17 protein-coding genes are annotated in these 21,914 nt (G+C 66.0%); 8 read left to right on the top strand and 9 right to left on the bottom strand.

What is annotated here, in order from left to right; genetic code table 11:
- Positions 1-86: 86 nt before the first annotated feature.
- Entirely contained in the window at positions 87-524 is a 438-nt protein-coding gene (locus ALI144C_RS29435) for an NUDIX hydrolase (RefSeq protein ID WP_076990412.1), read from the bottom strand.
- Positions 525-649: 125 nt separating this feature from the next.
- Here ALI144C_RS29435 and ALI144C_RS29430 point away from each other — a divergent pair, with 125 nt between their 5' ends.
- Positions 650-1,441 (top strand): TauD/TfdA family dioxygenase, encoded by a 792-nt coding sequence (locus tag ALI144C_RS29430; protein WP_083753478.1) that lies wholly within the window; start codon positions 650-652, stop codon positions 1,439-1,441.
- 719 nt (positions 1,442-2,160) lie between these two features.
- Here ALI144C_RS29430 and ALI144C_RS29425 read toward each other — a convergent pair.
- On the bottom strand, positions 2,161-2,655 hold the full coding sequence (locus tag ALI144C_RS29425; protein ID WP_237774380.1) for an ATP-binding protein: 495 nt from the start codon (positions 2,653-2,655) through the stop codon (positions 2,161-2,163).
- A 364-nt stretch (positions 2,656-3,019) separates the two neighbouring features.
- Positions 3,020-3,370 carry a helix-turn-helix domain-containing protein gene (locus tag ALI144C_RS29420; RefSeq protein ID WP_076990410.1) on the bottom strand — a complete coding sequence of 117 codons (351 nt, stop codon included), beginning with the start codon at positions 3,368-3,370 and terminating at the stop codon, positions 3,020-3,022.
- Between the two features lie 1,022 nt (positions 3,371-4,392).
- Here ALI144C_RS29420 and ALI144C_RS29415 point away from each other — a divergent pair.
- Both ALI144C_RS29415 and ALI144C_RS29410 read left to right on the top strand, forming a co-directional pair.
- Positions 4,393-5,295 carry an AurF N-oxygenase family protein gene (locus tag ALI144C_RS29415; RefSeq protein ID WP_076990409.1) on the top strand — a complete coding sequence of 301 codons (903 nt, stop codon included), beginning with the start codon at positions 4,393-4,395 and terminating at the stop codon, positions 5,293-5,295.
- Between the two features lie 5 nt (positions 5,296-5,300).
- Positions 5,301-6,812 (top strand): FAD-dependent oxidoreductase, encoded by a 1,512-nt coding sequence (locus tag ALI144C_RS29410; protein ID WP_076990408.1) that lies wholly within the window; start codon positions 5,301-5,303, stop codon positions 6,810-6,812.
- Here ALI144C_RS29410 and ALI144C_RS29405 read toward each other — a convergent pair.
- Complete coding sequence (locus tag ALI144C_RS29405; protein ID WP_076990407.1) at positions 6,809-7,633, bottom strand: SAM-dependent methyltransferase; 825 nt, start codon at positions 7,631-7,633, stop codon at positions 6,809-6,811. The genes ALI144C_RS29410 and ALI144C_RS29405 overlap by 4 nt on opposite strands.
- 169 nt (positions 7,634-7,802) lie before the next feature.
- Between ALI144C_RS29405 and ALI144C_RS29400 the strand changes: the two genes are divergently transcribed.
- Positions 7,803-9,128, top strand: coding sequence for a cytochrome P450 (locus tag ALI144C_RS29400; protein ID WP_076990406.1), 1,326 nt, complete (start codon positions 7,803-7,805; stop codon positions 9,126-9,128).
- A 38-nt stretch (positions 9,129-9,166) separates the two neighbouring features.
- Positions 9,167-10,219 carry an alpha/beta fold hydrolase gene (locus tag ALI144C_RS29395; protein ID WP_237774365.1) on the top strand — a complete coding sequence of 351 codons (1,053 nt, stop codon included), beginning with the start codon at positions 9,167-9,169 and terminating at the stop codon, positions 10,217-10,219.
- A gap of 21 nt (positions 10,220-10,240) precedes the next feature.
- Here the strand turns inward: ALI144C_RS29395 and ALI144C_RS29390 are convergent, their stop codons facing one another.
- Together ALI144C_RS29390 and ALI144C_RS29385 are read right to left on the bottom strand one after the other, a co-directional pair.
- Positions 10,241-11,620: a nitrilase-related carbon-nitrogen hydrolase gene (locus ALI144C_RS29390; RefSeq protein ID WP_076990405.1), complete on the bottom strand. Its 1,380-nt coding sequence runs from the start codon at positions 11,618-11,620 to the stop codon at positions 10,241-10,243.
- Positions 11,607-12,179, bottom strand: a complete 573-nt coding sequence (locus ALI144C_RS29385) for a TetR/AcrR family transcriptional regulator (RefSeq protein WP_076990404.1) — start codon at positions 12,177-12,179, stop codon at positions 11,607-11,609. Before ALI144C_RS29385 ends, ALI144C_RS29390 begins: the two co-directional genes overlap by 14 nt.
- Positions 12,180-12,377: 198 nt before the next feature.
- Between ALI144C_RS29385 and ALI144C_RS29380 the strand changes: the two genes are divergently transcribed.
- Positions 12,378-16,295: a discoidin domain-containing protein gene (locus ALI144C_RS29380; RefSeq protein WP_076990403.1), complete on the top strand. Its 3,918-nt coding sequence runs from the start codon at positions 12,378-12,380 to the stop codon at positions 16,293-16,295.
- A gap of 166 nt (positions 16,296-16,461) precedes the next feature.
- Positions 16,462-16,830 carry a hypothetical protein gene (locus ALI144C_RS29375; RefSeq protein ID WP_076990402.1) on the top strand — a complete coding sequence of 123 codons (369 nt, stop codon included), beginning with the start codon at positions 16,462-16,464 and terminating at the stop codon, positions 16,828-16,830.
- Here the strand turns inward: ALI144C_RS29375 and ALI144C_RS29370 are convergent.
- Entirely contained in the window at positions 16,827-17,813 is a 987-nt protein-coding gene (locus ALI144C_RS29370) for a serine hydrolase domain-containing protein (RefSeq protein ID WP_076990401.1), read from the bottom strand. The genes ALI144C_RS29375 and ALI144C_RS29370 overlap by 4 nt on opposite strands.
- Before the next feature lie 129 nt (positions 17,814-17,942).
- On the opposite strand from ALI144C_RS29370, the gene ALI144C_RS29365 reads away from it, so the two are divergent.
- Positions 17,943-19,106, top strand: coding sequence for a GGDEF domain-containing protein (locus ALI144C_RS29365; protein ID WP_076990535.1), 1,164 nt, complete (start codon positions 17,943-17,945; stop codon positions 19,104-19,106).
- On the opposite strand, the gene ALI144C_RS29360 is transcribed toward ALI144C_RS29365, so the two are convergent.
- Both ALI144C_RS29360 and ALI144C_RS29355 read right to left on the bottom strand, forming a co-directional pair.
- A complete protein-coding gene (locus tag ALI144C_RS29360) occupies positions 19,090-20,286 on the bottom strand; it encodes a GGDEF domain-containing protein (protein ID WP_237774364.1) in 1,197 nt (398 codons plus the stop codon). The two genes, ALI144C_RS29365 and ALI144C_RS29360, sit on opposite strands and share 17 nt — an antisense overlap.
- A 212-nt stretch (positions 20,287-20,498) precedes the next feature.
- Positions 20,499-21,725 carry an MFS transporter gene (locus tag ALI144C_RS29355; RefSeq protein ID WP_076990400.1) on the bottom strand — a complete coding sequence of 409 codons (1,227 nt, stop codon included), beginning with the start codon at positions 21,723-21,725 and terminating at the stop codon, positions 20,499-20,501.
- Between the last annotated feature and the right edge of the window lie 189 nt (positions 21,726-21,914).

Below are 21,914 nucleotides of genomic sequence, written 5' to 3'. Positions count from 1 at the left end.
TGGCGTGGCAGGTGGGGCAAACAAGCTCGGTGGCGAACCTGCTCAACTCCGCGCCGCACGCGTCGCACCGTCCGCCTGTCATGGCCCTATCCGACCAGTTCCGGGGTGTCCTTGCGCAGCCGGTCGTACCAGGTGGCGATCGAGCGCTTGTAGCCGTCGGGCATGTTCAAAGTGGGCACTTCGTTTTCGGTGAACAGGCCGATTTCCTTGTGCTCATAAGAAAGCACTGGCTCGGTGTTGCCGTCGACGTAGCATCCGTAGGTCACGATGAACACGTGCTTCTCGGCCACGTCGATGTAGTACATCCACGTGTCGAGGAGCGGGCCGGTGGTCACTCTCCACTGGGTCTCTTCGGTGATCTCGCGGGCGACGCACTCTTCGGGTGTCTCGTCGAGTTCGATCCGACCCCCAGGCAGTTCCCACTCGTTCCGTTCGTTCTTGAGCAGCAGCACTGTTCCGCCGCGCACGACCACGCCCTTGATCGAAACGGGAAACGTGCGCGGAACGTAGTCGGGCTGGCTCATCGAGGCGTCCTCCGAAGTCGCTGACTAGCTGCTCACAGGCAACGTAGCACCGCCGCGCTGGCAAGTGGGCGACGGAGGGTTGACAGTCTGTCACTGGACGTGGCTGCTCAATCCGGTTGTGCTGGATGTACCGGCTCGACCAGTTTGGGGAGGTAGGAATGGTGCTCGACTCACTTGAGCGCTATCACGTCGGAGTCCACGAGGTCCCGGCCGCGCTTGCTGAGCGCGGGCTCGCATTGGTTGAAGGTCTGGCCGACTCCTCGGACCTATTGCGGTTGGCGGAGTCGACCGGGACGGTTGTGCCGCATCGGGACAGTGGAGCTGACGGCGTCACCACGGTTGCTGATCTTGGCGCCGAGCGGGTTCAGAGCGGCTTTGCCGGGTTCAGTGCCTGCGCTCTCAATCCGCACACCGATCGATCGGGCGTCGACCATCCGCCAGTGCTGCTGATGACGAGCTGTGGCCAGCCAGCAGTCACAGGCGGCGAATGCGTGTTGATCGACGGCCAGGCGGTCTACAACGAACTCGCCGAGTCCGAGCCGGATGCATTGCGCGCGTTGTGCGCTCCCCGCTCCGTGCTGTTCGGCGGCGCCGCCGGTTACCTCGGTTCGATCTTCACTGACGTTGAGGACGGTTGGGTTGCGATCCGCCTGCGGTTGGATGACCTCGCCCAGTTCTCGCCCGAGGTAGACCGCTGGCTGCCGACCTTGCGAGCTGCGATCGACCGGCACGCGATGAGGATCAACCTGGACACTGGCCAAGGCTATGTACTGAACAACCGCCGTTGGCTCCATGGCCGTCGCGCCTTCACTGGTCAGCGCGTGGTCTTCCGCGTCAACGCGAGCCCTCTGCCACACCTGGGGATTCCGTTCGGCTTCCGGTCAAGTCCGGTAGCAGCGTCGAGCGGGACACGGTGACATGCCATGTCCGCTCGGGCGAGGAGTGCAAGACGGCTGGCCAGCCTGTTGACAACAGCGGCTGGCGTCCACGTGATCGTTCAATACCAACGCGACCGGAAGCGCTATCGGGTGATCTGGGAGGGTGGCCCGGCCGTTGACGCGATGCGTGGCCTGGCGTGCGACCACCTTGACCAGTTGAGCGCGCTTGAGATGAGCGGACTTGACTGGTCCCGCGCTGCGGCATGACCGCATGGATGTCGTGACTGCTGCTGGTGTGTTCCGACTCCTGCTGCATGTGGTCGAGGTTGACGGCCGTTCGATCGAGTTCGAGGCATCCGCTTGTGGTTCGCGTACTGCGGTGCTGCCTGCGTGTTGCTGGACGAGGAGCCTCCCGGCAGGCGCGAACGGTGCCCGATTTGCTTCCGGTAGACGTGAGCCCGAAGTGAGCCCGGACGGTTCATAACGACTCGGGCCAGACGATCATGGAACGGTGCTGCCCGGAACCCTTCGACATGATCACTACGGAACTCGTAATGCGTAGGTCAAGGGTTCGATTCCCTTAGGCGGCTCCCCGGCGATCAACTCGCTGACCTGCGGCGCCCGACGCAGTACCGTGCGTTCCCCGGCGGGACTTCCGGTGGCCGGGTCAGCGATGATCTCGTGGCGGATGGTCCGTCCAGACGGTACGGTTCGCGTCGCTGGCTGCAGTTGGTTTTTGCATGCTTTCCGTTGAGGGGTTAGCTGGGTAGCGCCCAGCCGAGGACGACGGTGGTTCCCCTGCTGTCGTGGTGCAGGTTGAACACGTCCGACAGTGCGCGCATGAGCGACAAGCCGCGACCGCGAAAGCCCGGGTCGGCAGCGGGGCGCCGCCAGGTGCCGTCATCCGACACGACGACTCGGACCACTGATGCGTCTCGGTCCTGGGCCGCGAACACGACTACCGCGCCGGTTTGATCGTCGGCGTAGGCGTGCTCGACGGCGTTCGCGATCGCTTCGTCCACGACTAGCACGACGTCGTCGGACCGCTCGGCGGTCAGGCCGATGTCCTGGGTCCAGTCGCGGACGCACGCCCGCAGGATCGCCAGCTTGGCAGGTGTTGCAGGCACCCTGAAGTGGAAATGAGGCTGGGTGAGGTCCGCGTCGCGGACGACATCGGCCGCCAGGTGCGGCAGCGAGCCCGCCCATTGGAGCGCCGGTGACGGCACTCGGTGACCGTTGTGCGTGCCCTGCATGGTGTTCACACCCCCAGTGGGGTCGCGGTCGGTTCCTACGCCCTGGCTCCTTGGTACCCCCCTGCCCAGTCCCGGCAAACTCAGCGACCGGAAGGGCGGACGAGGCTTGGCCGACCGGCACACACGACTCACCCACCAATTGCCATGCTCTCTGTTCCGTCAGTGGCTCACATCTCCGACTGATACGGCTCCACACCCGTGGCAACGAGGTACTTGACAGTCTCGGCGGGCGGTGTCGTGGGGGCGTCCGGGACACGTGGTACGTGCTGAGCGAGATCGACGGCGATGTGAGGGCGGCGGAAGCCGCCGGTCGTTGCGTTGCGTCTGCTGCTGGGCCGTGCGGCCCAGCACGGCCGGGGCGTTGTCAGTCTTGGTGGCGCGGTTCGGTGTTGAGGCGCTGCGTCTCGTTGAGTTGTTGTGCTTCGTGGAGTTGGTCTTCGAGGGTGACGATCCGGCAGGCGGCGTCCAGGCCGGTGCCCTGATCGACCAGTTCCCGAACGCGGGCGGCCAACCGCAGTTGGTGGCGCGAGTAACGGCGGTGCCCGCCGGCGGAGCGCTGCGGTTCGATCAGTTTCGCTTCGTCCAGGCTGCGCAGGAATCCCGGCGTGGTGCCCAGCATCTCCGCAGCCCGCCCCATGGTGTAGGCGGGGTAATGCTCATCATCGAACTTGTCACCCGCGCCGGGCGCGGGCGTGTTACGGGGGTCAGGGATCATCGAGCCTCCACATCACGAAGGGGCCCCGGGAGCGCATATCGCGCTCCCGGGGCCCTGGGTGGGTTTCATCATCGTCAACCGGCCGTGAGACCGGTTGGACGTACCCGCGTCCAACCCATGGGTACAGATCGCGGGGATCGCTTGTCAGTAACCGAGAACCACCTACCAATCCGATGGGCCTGCGGTACCCGCCCGGCGAACTACAGCCACGACGGGCGATCAGATGACGTGTCCCTTCCCTTCTGTCTCTTCCTTGATCCTGCTGGTTCGGTACTGCTGTGGCGATCACCGTCTGGAACCCCTTGCCTAGATCGGCCCCAGCACGCGTCATACGCCACTGATCAGTGGCCGCAACCCCTTCTCCTGACCGGCTGCGGCCACCTGACCGTCGTTACTGCTGTCCTCGCACTGCTACTTCATCAAACATCGTGGGCGCACCGTCTCCACCCACACCATGCACTTACTTGCTCACCGGGACTGGTACTGCCTGGAACTTCTGGTCCCGGTGTTACTGCACGGCCGTCCGGACGTTCGTCGAAACCGTCATAACCGACGACCGTTGTCTCACTTCGCGGGTAGTTACGTCCTCTCCCGCGCCTGCTTGACCTTTTCTTCTTGGCTATGACGAGAATACTACACACACCTACGATCGAATGTCTACTCCAGCGACCATAGATTTTCTTCCTGCTGGTCAGATGGGGGTCCAGACCGCCTTCGGTGAGCCCGACCAGCGAACGGGTCGACCGACAGGCATGGTCGCGGCGGTCGACGGGCGTGCGCGGTGTGCACCCTCGTCGCAGGGACTGTGGACAGAGGTGCGGGCGCTTCGACGAGCGTGCCGAGCTCTGCCGACCGCCCGGGCTTGTCAGTTCGTGAGCATCGCCAGGTGGGGTGTTGGGCTGTTGCGCGTGTTTTCCCAGTAGTTGGGGACTGGTGGGTGCGGATCGCCGGATTATGCGTTACCTTAGGTAACTGTAACTTCAGGTAACACCTAGATGCGGTCATCTACCAGGAGGTTTTCCATGGTCACCACTGGCGTGGTAGCCGGTTCTGGCCGCGAAGCGCTGGCCAAGCGGCTGCTGCACTCGTCGGAGATACTGTCCTACGACCCCGTCCAGGAGGTCGACTGGGAAACCCCGTTGGACAAGGGTTTCCATGGCGCCAGCCCGGAGTGGTCCACGCTCTACGGCACCAAGTACTGGGCCGAGATGACCCCTGAGCAGCAGCGGGAGCTCACCAGGCAGGAGTCTGCCTCCGTTGCCAGCACGGGCATCTGGTTCGAGATGATCCTCCAGCAGATGGTGCTGCGGGACTTCTACGCCAAGGACCCCACCGACCCCGACTTCCAGTGGGCGCTCACCGAGATCGCCGACGAGTGCAGGCACTCCATCATGTTCGCGCGGGGCGCCGCCAAGCTGGGCGCTCCGGCCTACCGGCCGAAGCGGCTTGTGGTCGAACTCGGCCGTGCTTTCAAGACCATCGCGTTCGGCGAGGCCGCTTATGCCGCCATCCTCGTCGCCGAAGAGGTTCTCGACGTCATGCAACGCGACTGGATGCGTGACGAGCGGGTGGCTCCCTTCGTGCGCACCATCACCAACATCCATGTCGTCGAAGAGTCGCGTCACATGGCGTTCGCGCGTGACGAGACCCGTAAGCGGCTGCAGGGCGCTGGTTGGTTGCGTAGGCAGATCAACGCGCTGGTGGTGTCCATTGCGTCCTACGCGATCGTCACCAGCATGGTGCACAAGGATGTGTACGCCAACGCTGGTCTCGACACCCGTCGTGCCCTGCGGGAGGCCAAGGCCAACGAGCACCACAAGGCGATGATGCGGTCGAGCTGCTCCGGTCTCATGGAGTTCCTCGGCTCCTGCGGTCTGCTCACCCGCGCGTCCACCTGGTTCTACCAGCGCGCGAACCTGATCTGACGCACATGGCCTTCGCGATCACCCAGACCTGTTGCAACGACGCCACTTGCGTCGCGGTCTGTCCCGTCAACTGCATCCACCCGACGCCGGACGAGCCCGACTTCGGTACCACCGACATGCTCTACGTCGACCCACGCACCTGCATCGACTGCGGTGCGTGCGCCGACGCTTGCCCTGTCGACGCGATCTACGAGGCGAAGGACCTGCCGGACCCACTTCGGGTCTACGCCGACCTCAACGCCGAGTACTACGCGGACAAGGAAAACGTCGAGATCAGCCCCGCGCCCAACTTCCACGTCTGGGCCCCGACGGTCTTCACGCGCGTCATCCCCAGCGATCTTCCCTCGCTGGACGTGGCGGTCGTGGGCACCGGGCCTGCCGGGATGTACGCGGTGGAAGACCTGTTGCTGCACACCAGCGCCCGGGTCACGCTGATCGACCGGCTGCCGACGGCCGGGGGGCTCGTCCGGTACGGCGTCGCTCCCGATCACGGGTCGACGAAGCGGATCGGGGAGAGCTTCGCACGCTTCCACACGCATCCCAGGGTTCGCATGCGGCTCGGTGTCGAGGTGGGACGGGACGTCACCGTCGCCGAACTCGCGGCGCGGTACGACGCGGTGGTCTACGCGGTCGGTGCGTCGGAGGCCCGTCGTCTTGGCATCGCGGGGGAGGACCTGCCGGGCAGTTTGCCCGCGACAACCGTCGTCTCCTGGTACAACGGCCACCCTGATGTGCCGCCGAACGCGGTCGACCTGTCGGCCGAACGGGTCGTGGTGGTCGGCACGGGCAACGTCGCGTTGGACATCGCCAGGATCCTGACCGCCGATCCGGACACGTTGGACGGTACGTCGATCGCACCGGAAGCCTTGGCGTGCCTGCGGTCGAGCAAGGTCCGTGAGGTCGTTCTGCTCGGTCGGCGCGGGCCGGACGACGCCGCGTACACCACGCCGGAGCTGCTCGGCCTCACCAGGTGGACCGACGTCGACCTGGTGCTCGACGCGCACGACCCGGCTGTCCTCGCGGCGGTCGACACCTCGGCCGGGAAAGCCGCGCTGCTGCGGGGAATTCGCCGCGAGGCGATCGACTGGTCCGAATCACCGCCGGACGGCCCGAAGCGCATCGTGTTCCGGTTCGCCTCCGCGCCCGCGGAGATCCTGGGCGACGCACAGGTGAGCGGTCTGTGGGTCACGCGGAACGTGGGCGAGGTCGCGATGAAGGCCGACCGCGTCATCCGAGCGGTCGGGTTCCGCGGGAAGCCGGTGCCAGGACTGCCGTTCGACGACGCGAGCGGGACAGTTCCGAATTCCGGCGGACGCGTTGCCGGCATGCCGGGGACGTACGTCGTCGGCTGGATCAAACGCGGGTCCTCCGGCGGAATCGGTGCGAACCGCACGTGCGCCGAGGAAACCATCGGCGCGTTGATCGAGGACGCCGCGGCCGGTTCGATCGGCCGCGGCACCCTGCGCCGTCCGGGATCGGGCCGCTCGCGACTGGCTGCCCTGCTGGGCAACCGTTAGCGGACCTTCTTCGCCACTCCGCCGTAGATCTGCGCGTTCGTTTCCGGATCGTCGGTGACGTCGCCGGTCCCGCCGGGACGCCACACCGCGCAGCCGACCAGGCCCGGTTCGACGAGTTCGAAGTCACCGAACATCGTCGCGACCGCCTCGTACGGCCGCGGTGTGGCCTGGTCGGCGCCTTTCGAACTGTTGAACATGTCGACCGCGTCGGTGATCTCCTCGGTGTGCTGGTCGGTGGTCAGGTGCGAAAGCGCCAGGTAACTGCCGACCGGAACACGATCGCAGTACTGCGCCACCAGGGCCGCCGGGTCCCATTCATCGGGAATCCAGTGCAGCAACGCCATCATCAGCACGCCGACCGGCTCGTCGAGGTTCAGCAGGCGCCGGGCCGGCGCGCTGTCGAAAACGTGATCCGGATATTTGAGGTCCGCGTGCACGATGGCCGCGTTGTCGTTGGTCGCGAGCATCAATTCACTGTGCGCGACCGCGACCGGGTCGCGATCGACGTACACCACACGGCATCCGGAACTTACCTGGTCAGCCACCTGGTGCACGTTTCCGACAGTCGGGATTCCGGAGCCGAGGTCCAGGAACTGCCGGATTCCGGCGTCGATCATGAATCGCACTGTCCGGCCGAGGAAAGCCCTGTTCAGCCTGGCGACCTTCTGGATACCGGGCATGATCTTCTCGGCCATGACCGCGGCCTGCCGGTCGGCGGCGAAGTTGTGCGCGCCGCCGAGCAGGAAGTCGTATGTCCGTGCGCCGCTTGGTTTGTCCGTGTCGATGTCGGGTGGGATCCAGTCCTGCTGCTGTTTCTCCACTGCCGCATCCCCTCTTCATGCCGACTGAAAGGACAATGAGCCTACTCGCGCCATTGAGCGACAGCCGCTGCGCCATCAGCATGACAATGCGCCACCCGATCGGGTGCTGTTGTAATCGACCGTTCGGCGCCTAGGGTGGGCCGTCCGTTTCGGCAAGTCTAGGAGAAAAATGACCATCCCGGTCGCACCCGGCCGATGGGTCCTCCTCGGGCACACCGTGCCGATGTTGCGTCGCAGGACGGGTTTCACCGAGACGCTGTACGAGCACGGCGACATCGTGCGGCTGTTCCTCGGTCCGCTGCACACTTATTTCCTGACCAGCCCGCAATTGGTACACCAGGTGCTCGTCACCGACGCGAACAGTTTCGAGAAAGGCGCGATCTTCGACAGATTCCGCCCGTTCATGGGAAACGGGCTGGTCATGTCGGCTGGATCGTTCCACATGAGACAGAGAAGGCTCGTGCAGCCCGCGTTCCACCGCGCCAGGCTGGCGCGTTACGCGGAGACGATGCGGCGCGTCACCAACGAGACGATCGACGCGTGGCAGCCCGGCGAAGTGCGCGAGTTCGACGCCGACATGCAGCGGATGGCCGTCACCATCGTCGGTGAGACGTTGTTCGCCACCGAGCTGGGCAAACGGGCCATCGCCGAGGCGTGCCGCTCGATCCCGATCGTGTTGAAAGCCGGCATGGTCCGGGCGCTCACGCCGTCGGTTCTTGAACGTGTGCCCGTGGTTCCGGCCAACCGCCGGTTCGACGAAGCCGTCGACCGGCTGCGCAAGATCGTGCTCGACGTCATCACGGCCTGGCGCGCCGACGGCACGGACCACGGTGACCTGCTGTCGATGCTGTTACTCGCGCAGGACGCGGACACCGGCGAGAAGATGAGCGACCAGCAGGTCTTCGACGAGGTCATCACGTTGCTGACAGCGGGAAGCGAGACCATCGGCGTCGCACTGACGTGGCTGTTCTACGAGTTATCCAAGCACCCGGACGTCGAACGCCGGGTCCGGGCCGAGGTGGACGAGGTTCTCGGCGGCCGCGCGATCGCGTTCGAAGACGTGCCGAAGCTCGAGTACACCCGGCAGGTCATCAACGAAGTCCTGCGCATGTACCCGATCTGGATCTTCATGCGCCGGGCTCGAGTGGACGTCGAACTCGCCGGTCAGCGCCTGCCTGCGGGCACTGAGTTCATGCTCAGCCCCCACGCTTTGCACCACGATCCCCGGTTCCACGACGAGCCCGGCCGGTTCGACCCGGACCGTTGGACCGCCGAGCGAGCCGCGTCGTTACCCAAGGGTGCGTTCATCCCCTTCGGCGCGGGCAACAGGCAGTGCATCGGCAATTCGTTCGCGTACACGGAGATGACCATCGCCGTAGCCACCATTCTCGCCCGCTGGCGGCTTGTGCCGGTTCCGGGCAAGCCCGTTCGCACCACCGTGACCTCGGCTGCCTATCCGAACCGGATGCCGATGACCGCGGTCCCGATCACCTGAGGTTGTTCCCGCGCAGATCTTCATGGAGGTTGTCACCCGTGCGCTGGTTGCACAATGGACTCAAACGGTCCCTGTCCCGCCGCTTGCTCGCTGTCGCGCTCGCCGTGACCGGGGCAGGTTTCCTGACCACGCCGGTCGCGCAGGCCGAGCCCACGTCGTCATGCCAGGACCTGTACTTCCCGGTCACGCTGACCGTGGTCCCGCAGATCATGTACGGCAAGCTGTGCGTTCCGGCGGGCGGCTCGAACACGGTCCACGTCCTGATCCCCGGTGGGACGTACAACAGCTCGTACTGGGACATCGGCTACAGCCCGGAAACCCGGTCCTACCGGCAGGCGTTGAACGAAGCCGGGTACGCCACGCTGGCACTCGACCGGCTCGGCACGGGCCGCAGCACGATCCCGCTGAGCGCGTTGCTGACCGCGATCACCGAGGCCGAGGTCGTGCACGAGGTGGTCCAGCAGGTGCGCTCGGGCGCACGGGGCCCGAAGTTCGGCAAGGTCATCCTGGGTGGTCATTCGTTCGGGTCCGGTGTGGCGATCATCGAGGCGGGCACGTTCAAGGACGTCGACGGCGTGCTCATCACCGGTCTGGCGCACCGGATCAACGTCCTCGGCGCGGCCACGGTGTTCGCCGCGACGCTGCCCGTGAGCATCGACCCCAAGTTCTCCAGGACCGGGCACGACCCGCTCTACATCACGACTCTGCCGAACACCCGCTACGACATCTTCCACCGGCCAGGACCGCGAATCGAGGGTGCCGTCGCGTATGACGAGGCCACGAAGGACACGTCGGTGCACACGCAGGCGGTGGACCTGTTCCCGGTCGCCGTCATCCTGCCGTACTCGCGGTTGATCGACGTTCCCGTGATGGTCGGCCTCGGCCAGGACGCTGTCTTCTGTGGACTGTTGGCGACCGACTGCTCGTCCGGCGAGGCGATCAAACGCACCGAGTCGCTGTACTACTCGTCGAAGGCACAGCTGAACGCCTACGCGATGCGGGGTTATGGGCACGTCATCAACTACGCGCCCAACGCCCGTGACTTCTACAAGGCTGTCGCGCAGTGGGCCAACCGCAAGGTCGGTCGCTGACCGACCTCCCCGAGAAGCAGGTCAGCCGTGGTTCGCGGTTGGCCTGTTTTTCTTTTGTGCCAGAGTTCTCACCAGAGCAAGAGCAGTGGCCGCGAGACACAGCCACGCGAACCAGTCGCCGAAGCGGTTGTACAGTGTCGGTCCTGGACCGAGCGGGACATCGCCGACCACGGTGGTGAAACCGTCCGTACCTGGACCTGTCGGCTTCGAGGCGATGACACGGCCGTACCCGTCGGACAGCATCATGGTGGATTGCCGCCCGCCCCAGGCGATAGCCATGCCGTTCTCCACGCCACGCAGCAGTGCCGTGCGGCTGTGCTGCCAGCCGTTGTCGTCCTCGTCGGAGACGGCGAACGCGAGCATCCCGGCGCCCGCGGCGGCGTAGGCCGCGCTGGGTGAGCGGAAGTTCACGTCAAGGCAGATCGCTATCCCGATCCGGCCGGGGTCGGCGAACACCAGCTCGTTGCCGCGCGGGCTGACCGTGTCGTAATGCTTCAGGTACCTCGCACCAGTGGGGAAAGACAGGGCGTAGTTGTACTTCGCGTTGGGCGCCCAGTACGCGTACCCGACGATGATGGTGAACCCACGGGTTTCGGCGATCCGTCGCATGGGTTCGGTGAGCGAAGGCGGCCACTCCTGCTTCGAGCCGAACGCGGCCTCGGGCAGTACGACCGTCTTGACGTCCGCAGGTAGAGCGTTGAGCTGCTGGACGTACTCCGTCAGCAGGTCTTTGCCCGCTGCGGTGTCCAGATCGGCGGCCCAGCCCTTCTGGTTGCTCGCGACCAACGCGACCCGCTGGGTTGGGCCAGGGGCGGCCGACAACCGGAGAACGCCCCCGCCCACGACCACGGCGGCGACCGCGGCGGCGACCAGCGTGATGCGGGGCCGGAGGGTCGCGATGGCCGTCGGGATGAAGAAGACGAGGAACTCCACGCCCCACGGGCCGAGGACGGACGCGGTCTGGGTGACCACCGGCACCTCGGCTTCGCTGGTCACGAGGGTGCCTTCGATTCCCATCGGACTGATCACGTATGCCAGGTACAGCACGGAAACCCACGCGGCGGGCGCGGCGATCACGGCCAGCGGCGGCGGGAGCGCGCGGTAGACCGTGACCGCCAGGGCGAACGTGACACCGAACCCCGTGGTGACGACCAAACCCCATGGCCACAGGGAAAGGTCATGCGACCCGGCTGACCAGTACCAGAAATTGGTCGAGCCGGCGAAGCCCGCCACGAAACCGGCTCCCGCCGCGGCCCAGCCGGACAGCTTCCTGGCCACCAGTAACAGCGGTAAGGGGAACAACCAGGCCAGTGCCGGGATCGGGGAGAGTCCCGTGCCGAAGTACAACAGCGCGGCCGACGCGACGGTCGCCGCTGGAGGAAGCCACTTAGCGGAGCCCATTGAGCACCCTTTCGACGGTTCGGGCGCACAGTGCGCGGAACTCCGGCTCCGGCAGGTCGATCCGGCCGCCGTGGTACTGCTGGAGCAGGCCGACCACCGGACTGGTGATGGCGAGCGTGACCTCGAGGATGTCGTCCTGGCGCAGTGCGCCGTCCCGCATCGCCCGCGCCACCGTGTCGAGCATCGGGGCGAAGGCGGGGGAACCGCCCGCCCGGAAGTCGTCTGGGAACTGCCGTGCGTCCGGACGCCGCTCGGCGACCAGGTAGACGTACAGGTTCGGTTTCCCGAGTGCGAAGTCGAGGAACAGGTTCAACAACTGTTCGGTTCGAGTGGTGAAATCACCTTCCGCGGCTGCGGTTGCCCAGCCGGCGGTGATCTCTCCGACGGCGTCGTCGACAGTTTTGTGGAGCAATGCTTCGCGATTGGGGAAGTGTCGGTATGTGGCCATGGTGGTCACGCCCGCGTCGGCCGCGACCCTGCGCATGGTGACCGCCTGTGCGCCCTCGGCCAGGAGGATCGTCAGCGCCGCGGCGGTGAGCCGGGCTGGCGTCGGTGTCATGTGTACAACGTACACGTCTCATGTGTACGTTGTACACCCGCGCTCTTCGCGCTACTGACCATTGACGTGACCGTAGCGCGTCTGTAACGCTTGGTCTTCCGACCGCAAAAAAATGACAACCGGCCGAAAAATCTGTGGTAGACGGCCGGAAGATCCAGCTTCTCGTGCAACCTGCTCCCGGACGAGAGGTCAGCCACCATGACCAGATTCCGGCTGTCAGCCTTGTTCGTCGCCACGAGCCTTGCCCTGGTGGGCCTGGTCACGCCCGCCGTCGCGGGCCCGGGTGGCGACGTCGGCAGCATCAACGACGGCAATCAGAACACCTATTGGCGAAGCGACGGCCGCCCCGCTCAGCTCGACCTCGGCCAGTCGCGCAGCATCTCCGGCGTCGTGCTCAAACTGCCTGCCACGTGGACGGCGAGGACGCAGCACCTGTCCGTGCAAGGCAGTCACGACGGCGTCGGCTTTTCGACCATCGTGTCCGCCAAGGACTACAAGTTCCAGCCAAGCGACAACAACACCGTCCAGATACCCTTTGCCGCCACGGTAACCCGGTACGTCCGCGTCGACTTCGCCGGAACCGGAGGCGCGCTCGCCGAGATCGAGACGACCCCGACGATTCTGGCAGGCCCGAACCTCGTGCTGGGCAAAACGATGACCGCGAGTGGCTCGGCCGGCGGCTACGGACCCGGCAACAGCAACGACTCGAACCAGAGCAGCTACTGGGAAAGCACGAACAACGCGCTCCCGCAGTGGCTGCAGGTCGACCTGGGCGCCTCGGTCAGCACCACCCAGATCGTGCTGAAGCTCCCGGTGGCCAACTGGGGCGCCCGCACGCAGACGTTGGCCGTGCAGGGCAGCACCAACGGCAGCACGTTCACCGACATCGTCGGCTCGGCCGGGTACCAGTTCAACCCGGCGACCAACAACACGGTCACCATCAACTACTCCGCGACGACGCAGCGGTACCTGCGGCTGAACATCACCGCGAACACAGGCTGGCCCGCGGGACAGGTGTCCGAGTTCGAGGTCTACGGCCCCGCCACCGGCGACACCCAGGCGCCGAGCGCACCGGGGAACCTGCGGTACACCCAGCCGGGCTCCGGCCAGATCGACCTGGCGTGGAACGCGTCAACGGACAATGTCGGTGTCATCGGGTACGACGTGTACGCCAACAACGTCCTGCGCACCACGGTCACTGAACTGTCCTACACGGACAACCAACCGGACAGCGCGACGGTGACGTACTTCGTGCGCGCCAAGGACGCAGCGGGAAACCAGTCACCCAACAGCAACGGCGTCACGCGAGCGGGAACCGGCAACGGCGGCACGAACCTTGCTGTCGGCAAACCGATCACCGCGTCATCCACTGTACACACGTTTGTCGCGACGAATGCCAACGACAACGACGTGAACACATACTGGGAGGGCGCGGGTGGTTCATATCCGAACACACTGACCGTCCAACTGGGTTCCAATGTGGATACTAGTGCGGTTGTCGTGCGGCTCAACCCGGCTGCGGTCTGGGGGCCGCGTACGCAGACGATCGAAGTGCTCGGCCGCGAGCAGGGCGCTTCCGGGGTGACCAGCCTGGCCGCCGCGAAGGCGTACAGCTTCGACCCGGCGACCGGCAACTCCGTGACGATCCCGGTCTCCGCGCGGGTCGCCGACGTGCGGCTGCGGTTCACCGCGAACTCCGGCGCGCCCGCGGGCCAGGTCGCCGAGTTCCAGGTGATCGGTGCCGCGGCGCCGAACCCGGACCTGACGATCCCGACGTCGTCGTGGTCGCCGTCGTCCCCGGTGGAGACGGACTCGATCACGGCGAGTGCGACCGTCCGCAACGCGGGCGCAGTCGCCTCCGCCGCCACGGAAGTCAACTTCTACCTGGGCACGAACAAGGTCGGCACCGCCCAGGTCAGTGCGTTGGCGGCTGGTGCGCAGGCCACGGTCTCGACGAACATCGGTGCCCAGACGGCGGGTTCGTACCAGTTGATCGCGAAGGTCGACGAGACCAACCGCGTGATCGAGCAGAACGAAACCAACAACACCTTCACCAACGCCACCGCGCTCACTGTCAGCCCCGTGTCCAGTTCGGACCTGATCGCCTCGCCGGTCGGGTGGACGCCGGACAACCCGTCGGCAGGCAACACCGTCAACTTCTCGGTCGCGATCAAGAACCAAGGCACCATCGCGTCAGCGAGCGGCGCGCACAACGTCACCCTGCAGGTGGCGAACGCGGACACGGGCGCTGTCGTCGCCAACCTCAGTGGTGCCCACAATGGCGTGATCGCCGCTGGAGCCACGACGGCGCCCGTGGCCCTTGGCACGTGGACCGCGGCCAACGGCCGGTTCACGGTCAAGACCGTGATCGCCAACGACGGCAACGAGTTGCCGGTCAAGCAGGGCAACAACACCACCACGCAGACGTTGTTCATCGGCCGGGGCGCGAACATGCCCTACGACCACTACGAGGCCGAGACGGGCGTACTCGCGGGCGGTGCTTCGGTCGTCGGTCCGAACAGGACGATCGGAGACCTCGCCGGTGAGGCGTCCGGGCGGCGGGCGGTCACGCTGAACTCGACCGGCGCGTCGGTGGAGTTCACCACCCGGCAACCGACCAACACGCTGGTGACGCGGTTCTCCATCCCCGATTCGGCCGGTGGTGGCGGCATCAACGCCACGCTGGACATCTTCGTCAACGGCACGTTTCACAAGGCGATCAACCTGACCTCGCGTTATTCGTGGGTGTACGGCAACGAGGCCAGTCCGGGCAACAGCCCCGGCGCGGGTCCGCGGCACATCTACGACGAGGCCAGCGTGCTGCTCGACAGCACGATCCCGGCCAACAGCAAGATCAGGCTGCAGAAGAGCGCGTCGAACACGAGCACGTACGCGATCGACTTCGTGGACTTCGAGCAGGTGGCCGAGAAGCCCAACCCCGACCCGGCCAAGTTCACCGTGCCCACCGGCTTCACCCACCAGGACGTGCAGAACGCGCTCGACAAGGTGCGGATGGACACCACGGGCACGCTGGTCGGCGTGTACCTGCCGCGGGGCGACTACCAGACCGGCAGCAAGTTCCAGGTGTACGGCAAACCGGTCCAGGTGGCCGGTGCGGGACCGTGGTTCTCGCGGTTCCTCGCGCCGGGCAACCAGGAAGGCACCGACATCGGGTTCCGCGTCGATGCCGCGGCGGGTGCGTCCCAGTTCTCCGGGTTCGCCTACTTCGGCAACTACGTCAACCGGATCGACGGGCCGGGCAAGGTCTTCGACGCCAACGGCGTCAGCGGCCTGACCATCGACAACGTCTGGACCGAGCACATGGTGTGCCTGTTCTGGGGCGCGAACGTGCAGAACCTGACGATCACCAACTCGCGCATCCGCAACATGTGGGCCGACGGCATCAACATGACCAACGGCAGCAGGAACAACCGGCTCAGCAACATCGACGCCCGGTCCACCGGTGACGACAGCTTCGCGCTGTTCGCCGCGACCGACGCCGGCGGCAGCGGGCAGAGCGGCAACGTGTACGAGAACCTGTCGTCCACCACGACATGGCGTGCGGCCGGCCTCGCGGTGTACGGCGGGCAGAACAACACCTTCCGCAACCTGTACATCGCCGACACGTTGACGTACTCCGGTGTCACCATCAGCTCGCTGGACTTCGGCTACCCGATGGAGGGCTTCGGGCCGGGCGTCACGTCGTTCGAGAACATCTCGCTGGTCAGGGCGGGCGGGCACTTCTGGGGCGCGCAGACGTTCGGCGCGATCTGGATGTTCTCGGCCAGCAAGACCTACCGGGGCATCCGGGTGTCCCATGTGGACATCGTCGACCCCACCTACAGCGGGATCATGTTCCAGACGAAGTACACCGGCAGCCAGCCGGAGAACCCGATCACCGACACGGTGCTGACCGACATCTCGATCAGCGGCGCGCGGCTGTCCGGTGACCAGTTCGAGGCCAAGTCCGGATTCGGGTTGTGGGCCAACGAGATGCCCGAGCCCGGCCAGGGTCCGGCGGTCGGCGCCGTGACGTTCGACAACCTGAGATTCGCCAACAACCACCAGGACGTCAGGAACACCACGACCACCTTCACCATCACCATCGACAACTGACGTCCCCCGTCCCCGGGGCCGTGCCGCCAGCGGTGGCACGGCCCCGGTTCCACGTCCCTCGTCGGATGATCCATCCAGACGTTGGGTGTGACCAGCACTAATGGGGGCTTGACGGGAGCACGCCCACCCGCAAACTGATGGAGCAGGATGTGGAGGGGGTGCGAGGATGCCGTTGTCCTCGGTGGTGCGCGGCCGCTGTCGGGAGTTGTTGCCCGACGGCGAGAAGATCAGATATCTGTTCCCGGCGAGTTCGGTCGCCGCGATGGCGGACTACTTCATCGTGGTCACCGACAACACCGTCACCGTGCTCGGATGCCGGTGGTTCAGCCGTCACCGGCCGTCGAACGTGCGGGCGACCTACCCGCGGCGGACGAAGCTCGGCCCGGTCGAGCTGTACGGCTCGTTGTCGCCGACCGTCACGATCGGACCGCTGCTGCTGGAGATCGACGACGAGTACGTGTCGGTCGTGCGGGCGGCGGACGCGGAGATCCTGACCCCGGACTACCTGCCGCCGGACCCGCTGCCGGATCTTTAGTCCAGAATTTCCGAAAGTCTGCGGGTCATTGGCCAGGCGCCTTCGGAATCGTTGGCGATGACCGTGTAGGTGAGGCCGGATTCCGGCTCGTGCGTGCTGCGGAACGACACACCCGCGTCGTAACCCTCGAGCATCACGTTCTTCGTGCCGACCGGCAGCCAAAAGCCAAGTCCATAGTGGAGTTTCTCGTCGTATTCACTGCGCGGACGGGTCATGGACCCGACCCGATCGGGAGGCACGATCGCCCCTTTGTACAGCGCCGACCAGAACGCGGTGAAGTCCGCCGCGGTCGAGTAGACGCCGCCGTCGCCGTTACCGCGTATCGGCAGGTGAAAGATGTTCGTCCGTTCGCCGATATACCCGACGGCCGTTCGCGGACCCGGTTCATCTGTCCGCAGGAAGTCGGTCGACGTCATTCCGGCCGGAAGGCACACGCGTTCGCGCACGAGATCGTGAAACGGTGTTCCCGACACGCGTTCGGCGATCAGGGCGAGTACGACATATCCGCCGTTGCAGTACGAGAACTCAGTGTCCGGCGGGGACTTCTGCGGATGGCCGTCGAGTATCCGCACGTAATCCTCGGTGTTCACCAATTCGTGTGGCCCGACAGGCAGGAGATAGGGCAGTTCGTCGCCGTCGAGGTCCTCTTCCTCGTAGAACTCGCCGATGCCGGACCGGTGCCCGAGCAGGTGTTCCACGGTGACCGCGTCGTCGATCAGCGGCAGGTCCGCGCCGAGCACCGAACGCGCGGTCGTGCCCAGCTCCAGCGCGCCTTCGTCGACGAGGCTCATCACGGTCAGCGCGGTCAACCCCTTGGTGCCGCTGGCGATCGCGAACCTCGTGTCGAGCGTGTTGGCGACCTGGTAGCCGCGGTGGGCGAGGCCGTAGGCCTTGGCGAACTGGACCGTGCCACGCCGGTCGACGGACACGACTCCGGCGAATCCGGTCTCGACGGCGATTCGGTCGACTTCCTCGGCGAGCATGCGCGCAGCGTAATCGGAGCTTCAGCCGATCTCGCAATCATTTACCGGTGTACCCGGGTACCCTGGGAAGGGTTCGGATCGGGGACTGGGGGATGCCTTGATCGGATCCATACCGCAGGGGGCGGGATGATGGGGGTCAAATCGTGGGCGATATGGCGAGAACTACGACCAGCTCAAGCCGGTTACGCCCTGCTCGTCGGGGTGGCGGCGGCGGCTTTGTCGATCAACGCGGCTATTCGGTGCACACCGGACCGCCATGAGTGGATCGTCTTCGGCGTGCTTGTCACGTGCGTGCTGATCTACACGGAAGCGTCCCGGCCGATCGAGCGGGAATGGCGCACGCTCACCGACAGTCCGCATCTGGACGTGCATGCGATCTGGGTCTTCGCAGGTGCGCTGACACTGCCGCCCGGATTGGGCGCGGTGGCGATCGTGGCCTGTTACGGCTATCGGTGGCTGCGTGTCGACGGGCAACTGCCGTACCGGGAAGTGTTCGGTATCGGGTCGGCGGTCGTCGCGGCATTCGGGGCGCAACTCGTGCTCACGCTGACCGGCAACGAACAATTCCTCGGTACGCGTGATCTGCGGACTTTCGCTGTCGTGGTCGCGGCCGCGGTGGTGTTCCTCGTGGTGGAGACGACGCTGACCACGATCCTGGTGCCCGGCAGCGTGGACTACGCGCACGAGGCGGCGAGCGTCGGTCTGGGGGTGCTGGCGGGGTGGGCGTTGACCGAGTGGCCGCCGGCGATGCTGTTGATCATCGGTGTGACGCTGGTGCTGCACCGGAGTGTGCTGATCCGCCAGCTGCGGGAGTCGGCGAGGTCGGACGGGAAGACCGGTCTGCTCAAGCCGGACGCGTGGCACACGGCGGCGTCGACCGCGCTCGGCCGTGACGTCGACGCCAGCCTGTTGATGATCGACGTGGACCACTTCAAGCGGGTCAACGACGTGCACGGCCACCTCGTCGGCGACACGGTGCTGCGCACGGTCGCGCAGACGCTGAAAGCCGAAGTGCGCGAGGGGGACCTGATCGGCCGCTACGGCGGTGACGAGTTCGTGGTGTTCCTCTCGGACACCACGGGTGAGGACGCGATGGCGATGGCCGAACGGATCCGCCGCAGTATCGTCCGCACCGTGTCGCACTCCATCGTGGACATCTCGGTGTCCATCGGGGTGGCGGCCCGCGTCAGACCGAACCAAGGCCGCCTGGACGACCTGCTGCACGCCGCGGACGTGGCGCTGTACGCGGCGAAGGGCGGCGGCCGCAACCAGTCGGCTATGTCGACAGCGTGACGACCTGGTTGCGGCCGTTGGACTTGGCTGTGTAGACCGCCGAGTCCGCGGTCAGCATGAGTTGTTCGAGCGTGGTGCCGCTGGTCGGGTAGATCGCCACGCCGATGGACGCGCTGAGGTTCTTGATCAGCGTCTCGCCGTTCTCCGTCTGCGCCAGCACCTCGAGTTCGGTCACGCGCTTGCGCAGGCGCTCCGCGGTGGTGACGACATCGGTCGGTTTCGAGTCGGGGATCAGCACCGCGAACTCCTCGCCGCCGAACCGGCCGGGGGAGTCGTAGTCCCGCAGTTCCTCCTTGAGCATTCGGGCGATGGCCTTCAGCACTTCGTCGCCTGCCAAATGGCCGTAGGTGTCGTTGACCCTTTTGAAGTAATCCAGGTCGACCATGAGAACACCGAAACCCGAGCTCTGCCTGGCCGCCCGGGACAGCTCGTTGCGGGCCGCCTCGTGCCACGCGGTCGCGTTGAGCAAGCCGGTCTTCTGATCGGTAATCGCCAACTCTTCCAACTGCTTGACCAGCACCGCGCGGTGCAGGACCAGCAGGGGCGGCAGGATCAGCACGATCAGGTACGGCACGTTGTCCAGTGCCAGCGCGGCGAGCGCACCGAGGCACAGCGTCGCGATCTCCAGTGCGAACTCGGCGCCCGCGACGATGATGTGGCCGGACCGGCCGTGCATCACCGCCGCCATCGCGGCGAGCAGGTAGTTCACGACGATGAAGATCAGCGCCGCGATGATCACGATGATGGGCAGCGCGACCGCCGGGGGCCAGCCGTTCATCCGTTGCAGGAAGGTGCCCACCGCGAGCACACCGGCCGACGCGTAGGCGCTGAGGATGATGATCGCCGCGGAGAACACCACCCGGTGCTCCGGACGCGTCCCCAGCTTGCGCTGGACGCGCAGCCACAGGTGGCCGTAGATCACGGTGATCAGGACGCCAGTCAGGATCGGCGGCAACACGATCACGCCCGCGAAGGTCCAGACGGACGTCATGTTGCCGTGGATGGCTCGGGTGATCAGCCGCCGGGCCTTCTCGATTCTCCGGCTGGCTTCGGCTTGCAGCACGGCGAGTACGGAGAGTGCCGCGAACTCCCACCACTCGCGGGGTTCCACCTCGGCGTTGACGAGAAACACGACGGACAGACCGAGTACGGTCGCTTCGACGGTCAGAAAGTACCGCACGAGGGAGCGTGGTTGTTTCCACAGGCTCCACTTGGTGATCGAAAACCTGCGTTCGTCGTTCCTGCTCGGACCGCTCACCGTAGTCGCCGTTCGACTGGTAGAACTTGGGCAAGCTCACGCTACACTGTCGTTGCCGAATCAAGCTCCGGAAGAGGTATCGGCCATGCGCGGTTTTGAGTACTGAAATTCGCAGCTCAGCTGGCGATGTTTCATCAACCGGTGAGTTTCTGAACGGCGGTGGTCTTTGCCAGGACCACCGCCGCAGGGAGCGCCGCGACCGCCGCGACCGCGCCCAAGACGGCGACGGTCTGCGGGACACCGATCCCCTCGGCGATCACCCCACCCAGCACAACGCTGATTCCCTGCGCTGTCAGGGCGCCTGAGCCCAGCAGGCCCATCACCTGGGCCCGCCCGTCGGCCGGGGTCAACGTCCCGAACGACGCGCCGACCTGAACCTGGAACGCCGCCAGGATCCCGCTCAGCGTCAGGATCACCAGCACCATGGGCAAGGTCGGCTGGAACGCGCAGAGCGCCAGGACCAGACCGGTGAGGATGGCCATCGGGCCGATGAGCTGTACCCGCCGCTCGGGCCCGAGGAACTTGGTGAACAGCCAGGCGCCGATGACCAGCCCGGCGGCCGGTGCGCCCATCACCAGGCCGACCGTCCTGGTCGGCTCGCCGAGTTCGGCCACCCACGCCACGGCCAGGCCTTCCGGCGCCACGTACAGCCCGGCGATCATGGCGAGCACGAACAGCGACCGCAGCTCGGGAACCTTGCCGATCAGACGTGCGCCGTGGATCGACGACGACCAGAAGGGACGCCGGGCGCTGGGGTGCTGCGGGGCGGGCCGGTAGGGCACGCCGAAACGCACCAGCAGCGCGGACGCGATGAACGTGATGGCGTCGAGCGCCAGTGCGACGTACGGGTTGATCAGGGCGACGACCACACCGCCCGCGGCGAAGCCGAGCAGCTGCGCGGACTGGATCGTGATGCTGCGGACGGCTAGACCGGCGACGTACGCCTCGCCGCTGAGCACTTCCGGCAGCAAGGCCAACCGCGCCGATCTGAACGGTCCGCCGACCAGCGCGACGCCTGCCATCGCCACGCAGACGGCACCGAGCGGCATCCAAGGCAGCGCCATGAGTACGACGAGGGTCGCGGACACGACGTCGCAGACGATCATGACCTCGCGCCGCGGGAAGCGGTCTGCCAGGCCGGACAGCAGCGCGGAGCCCAGGAACGAAGGGGTGTAGCTCAACGCGATGGTGAGCGCGGCGAGCGCCGCCGAGTTGGTGCGCGCGTAGACCAGGACGGCGAGCGCGACCCTGGCGAGCTGGTCGCCGATCTGGGAAAGCGCTTCAGCCGCCCACAGCGCGCGGAACTCGCGCACGCCGAAGGCCGCCCTGAAGCCAGAACGCTGCTGCGCCAACTGCCCCATGCTCCCCCGTCACCGGCTGCTTGTCATGTCGACACCCAATGTAGGTGCCGACGGTCACTAAGCCAATACCGCGCGGAACCGGCAGTTCACGCGTCTGGTGTATGTGAACACACAGGGTGATCGACAGCGGGGGCCGGGTCGGCGCCAACGCGCCGACCCGGCACCTACCTCCTGTGGAGTGGCCATCGA

It is taken from the genome of Actinosynnema sp. ALI-1.44, from assembly GCF_001984155.1.
GTDB lineage: Bacteria > Actinomycetota > Actinomycetes > Mycobacteriales > Pseudonocardiaceae > Kibdelosporangium.
The sequence above is the reverse complement of the archived record's forward strand: the minus strand, read 5'-3'. Positions and strand labels throughout refer to the sequence as shown.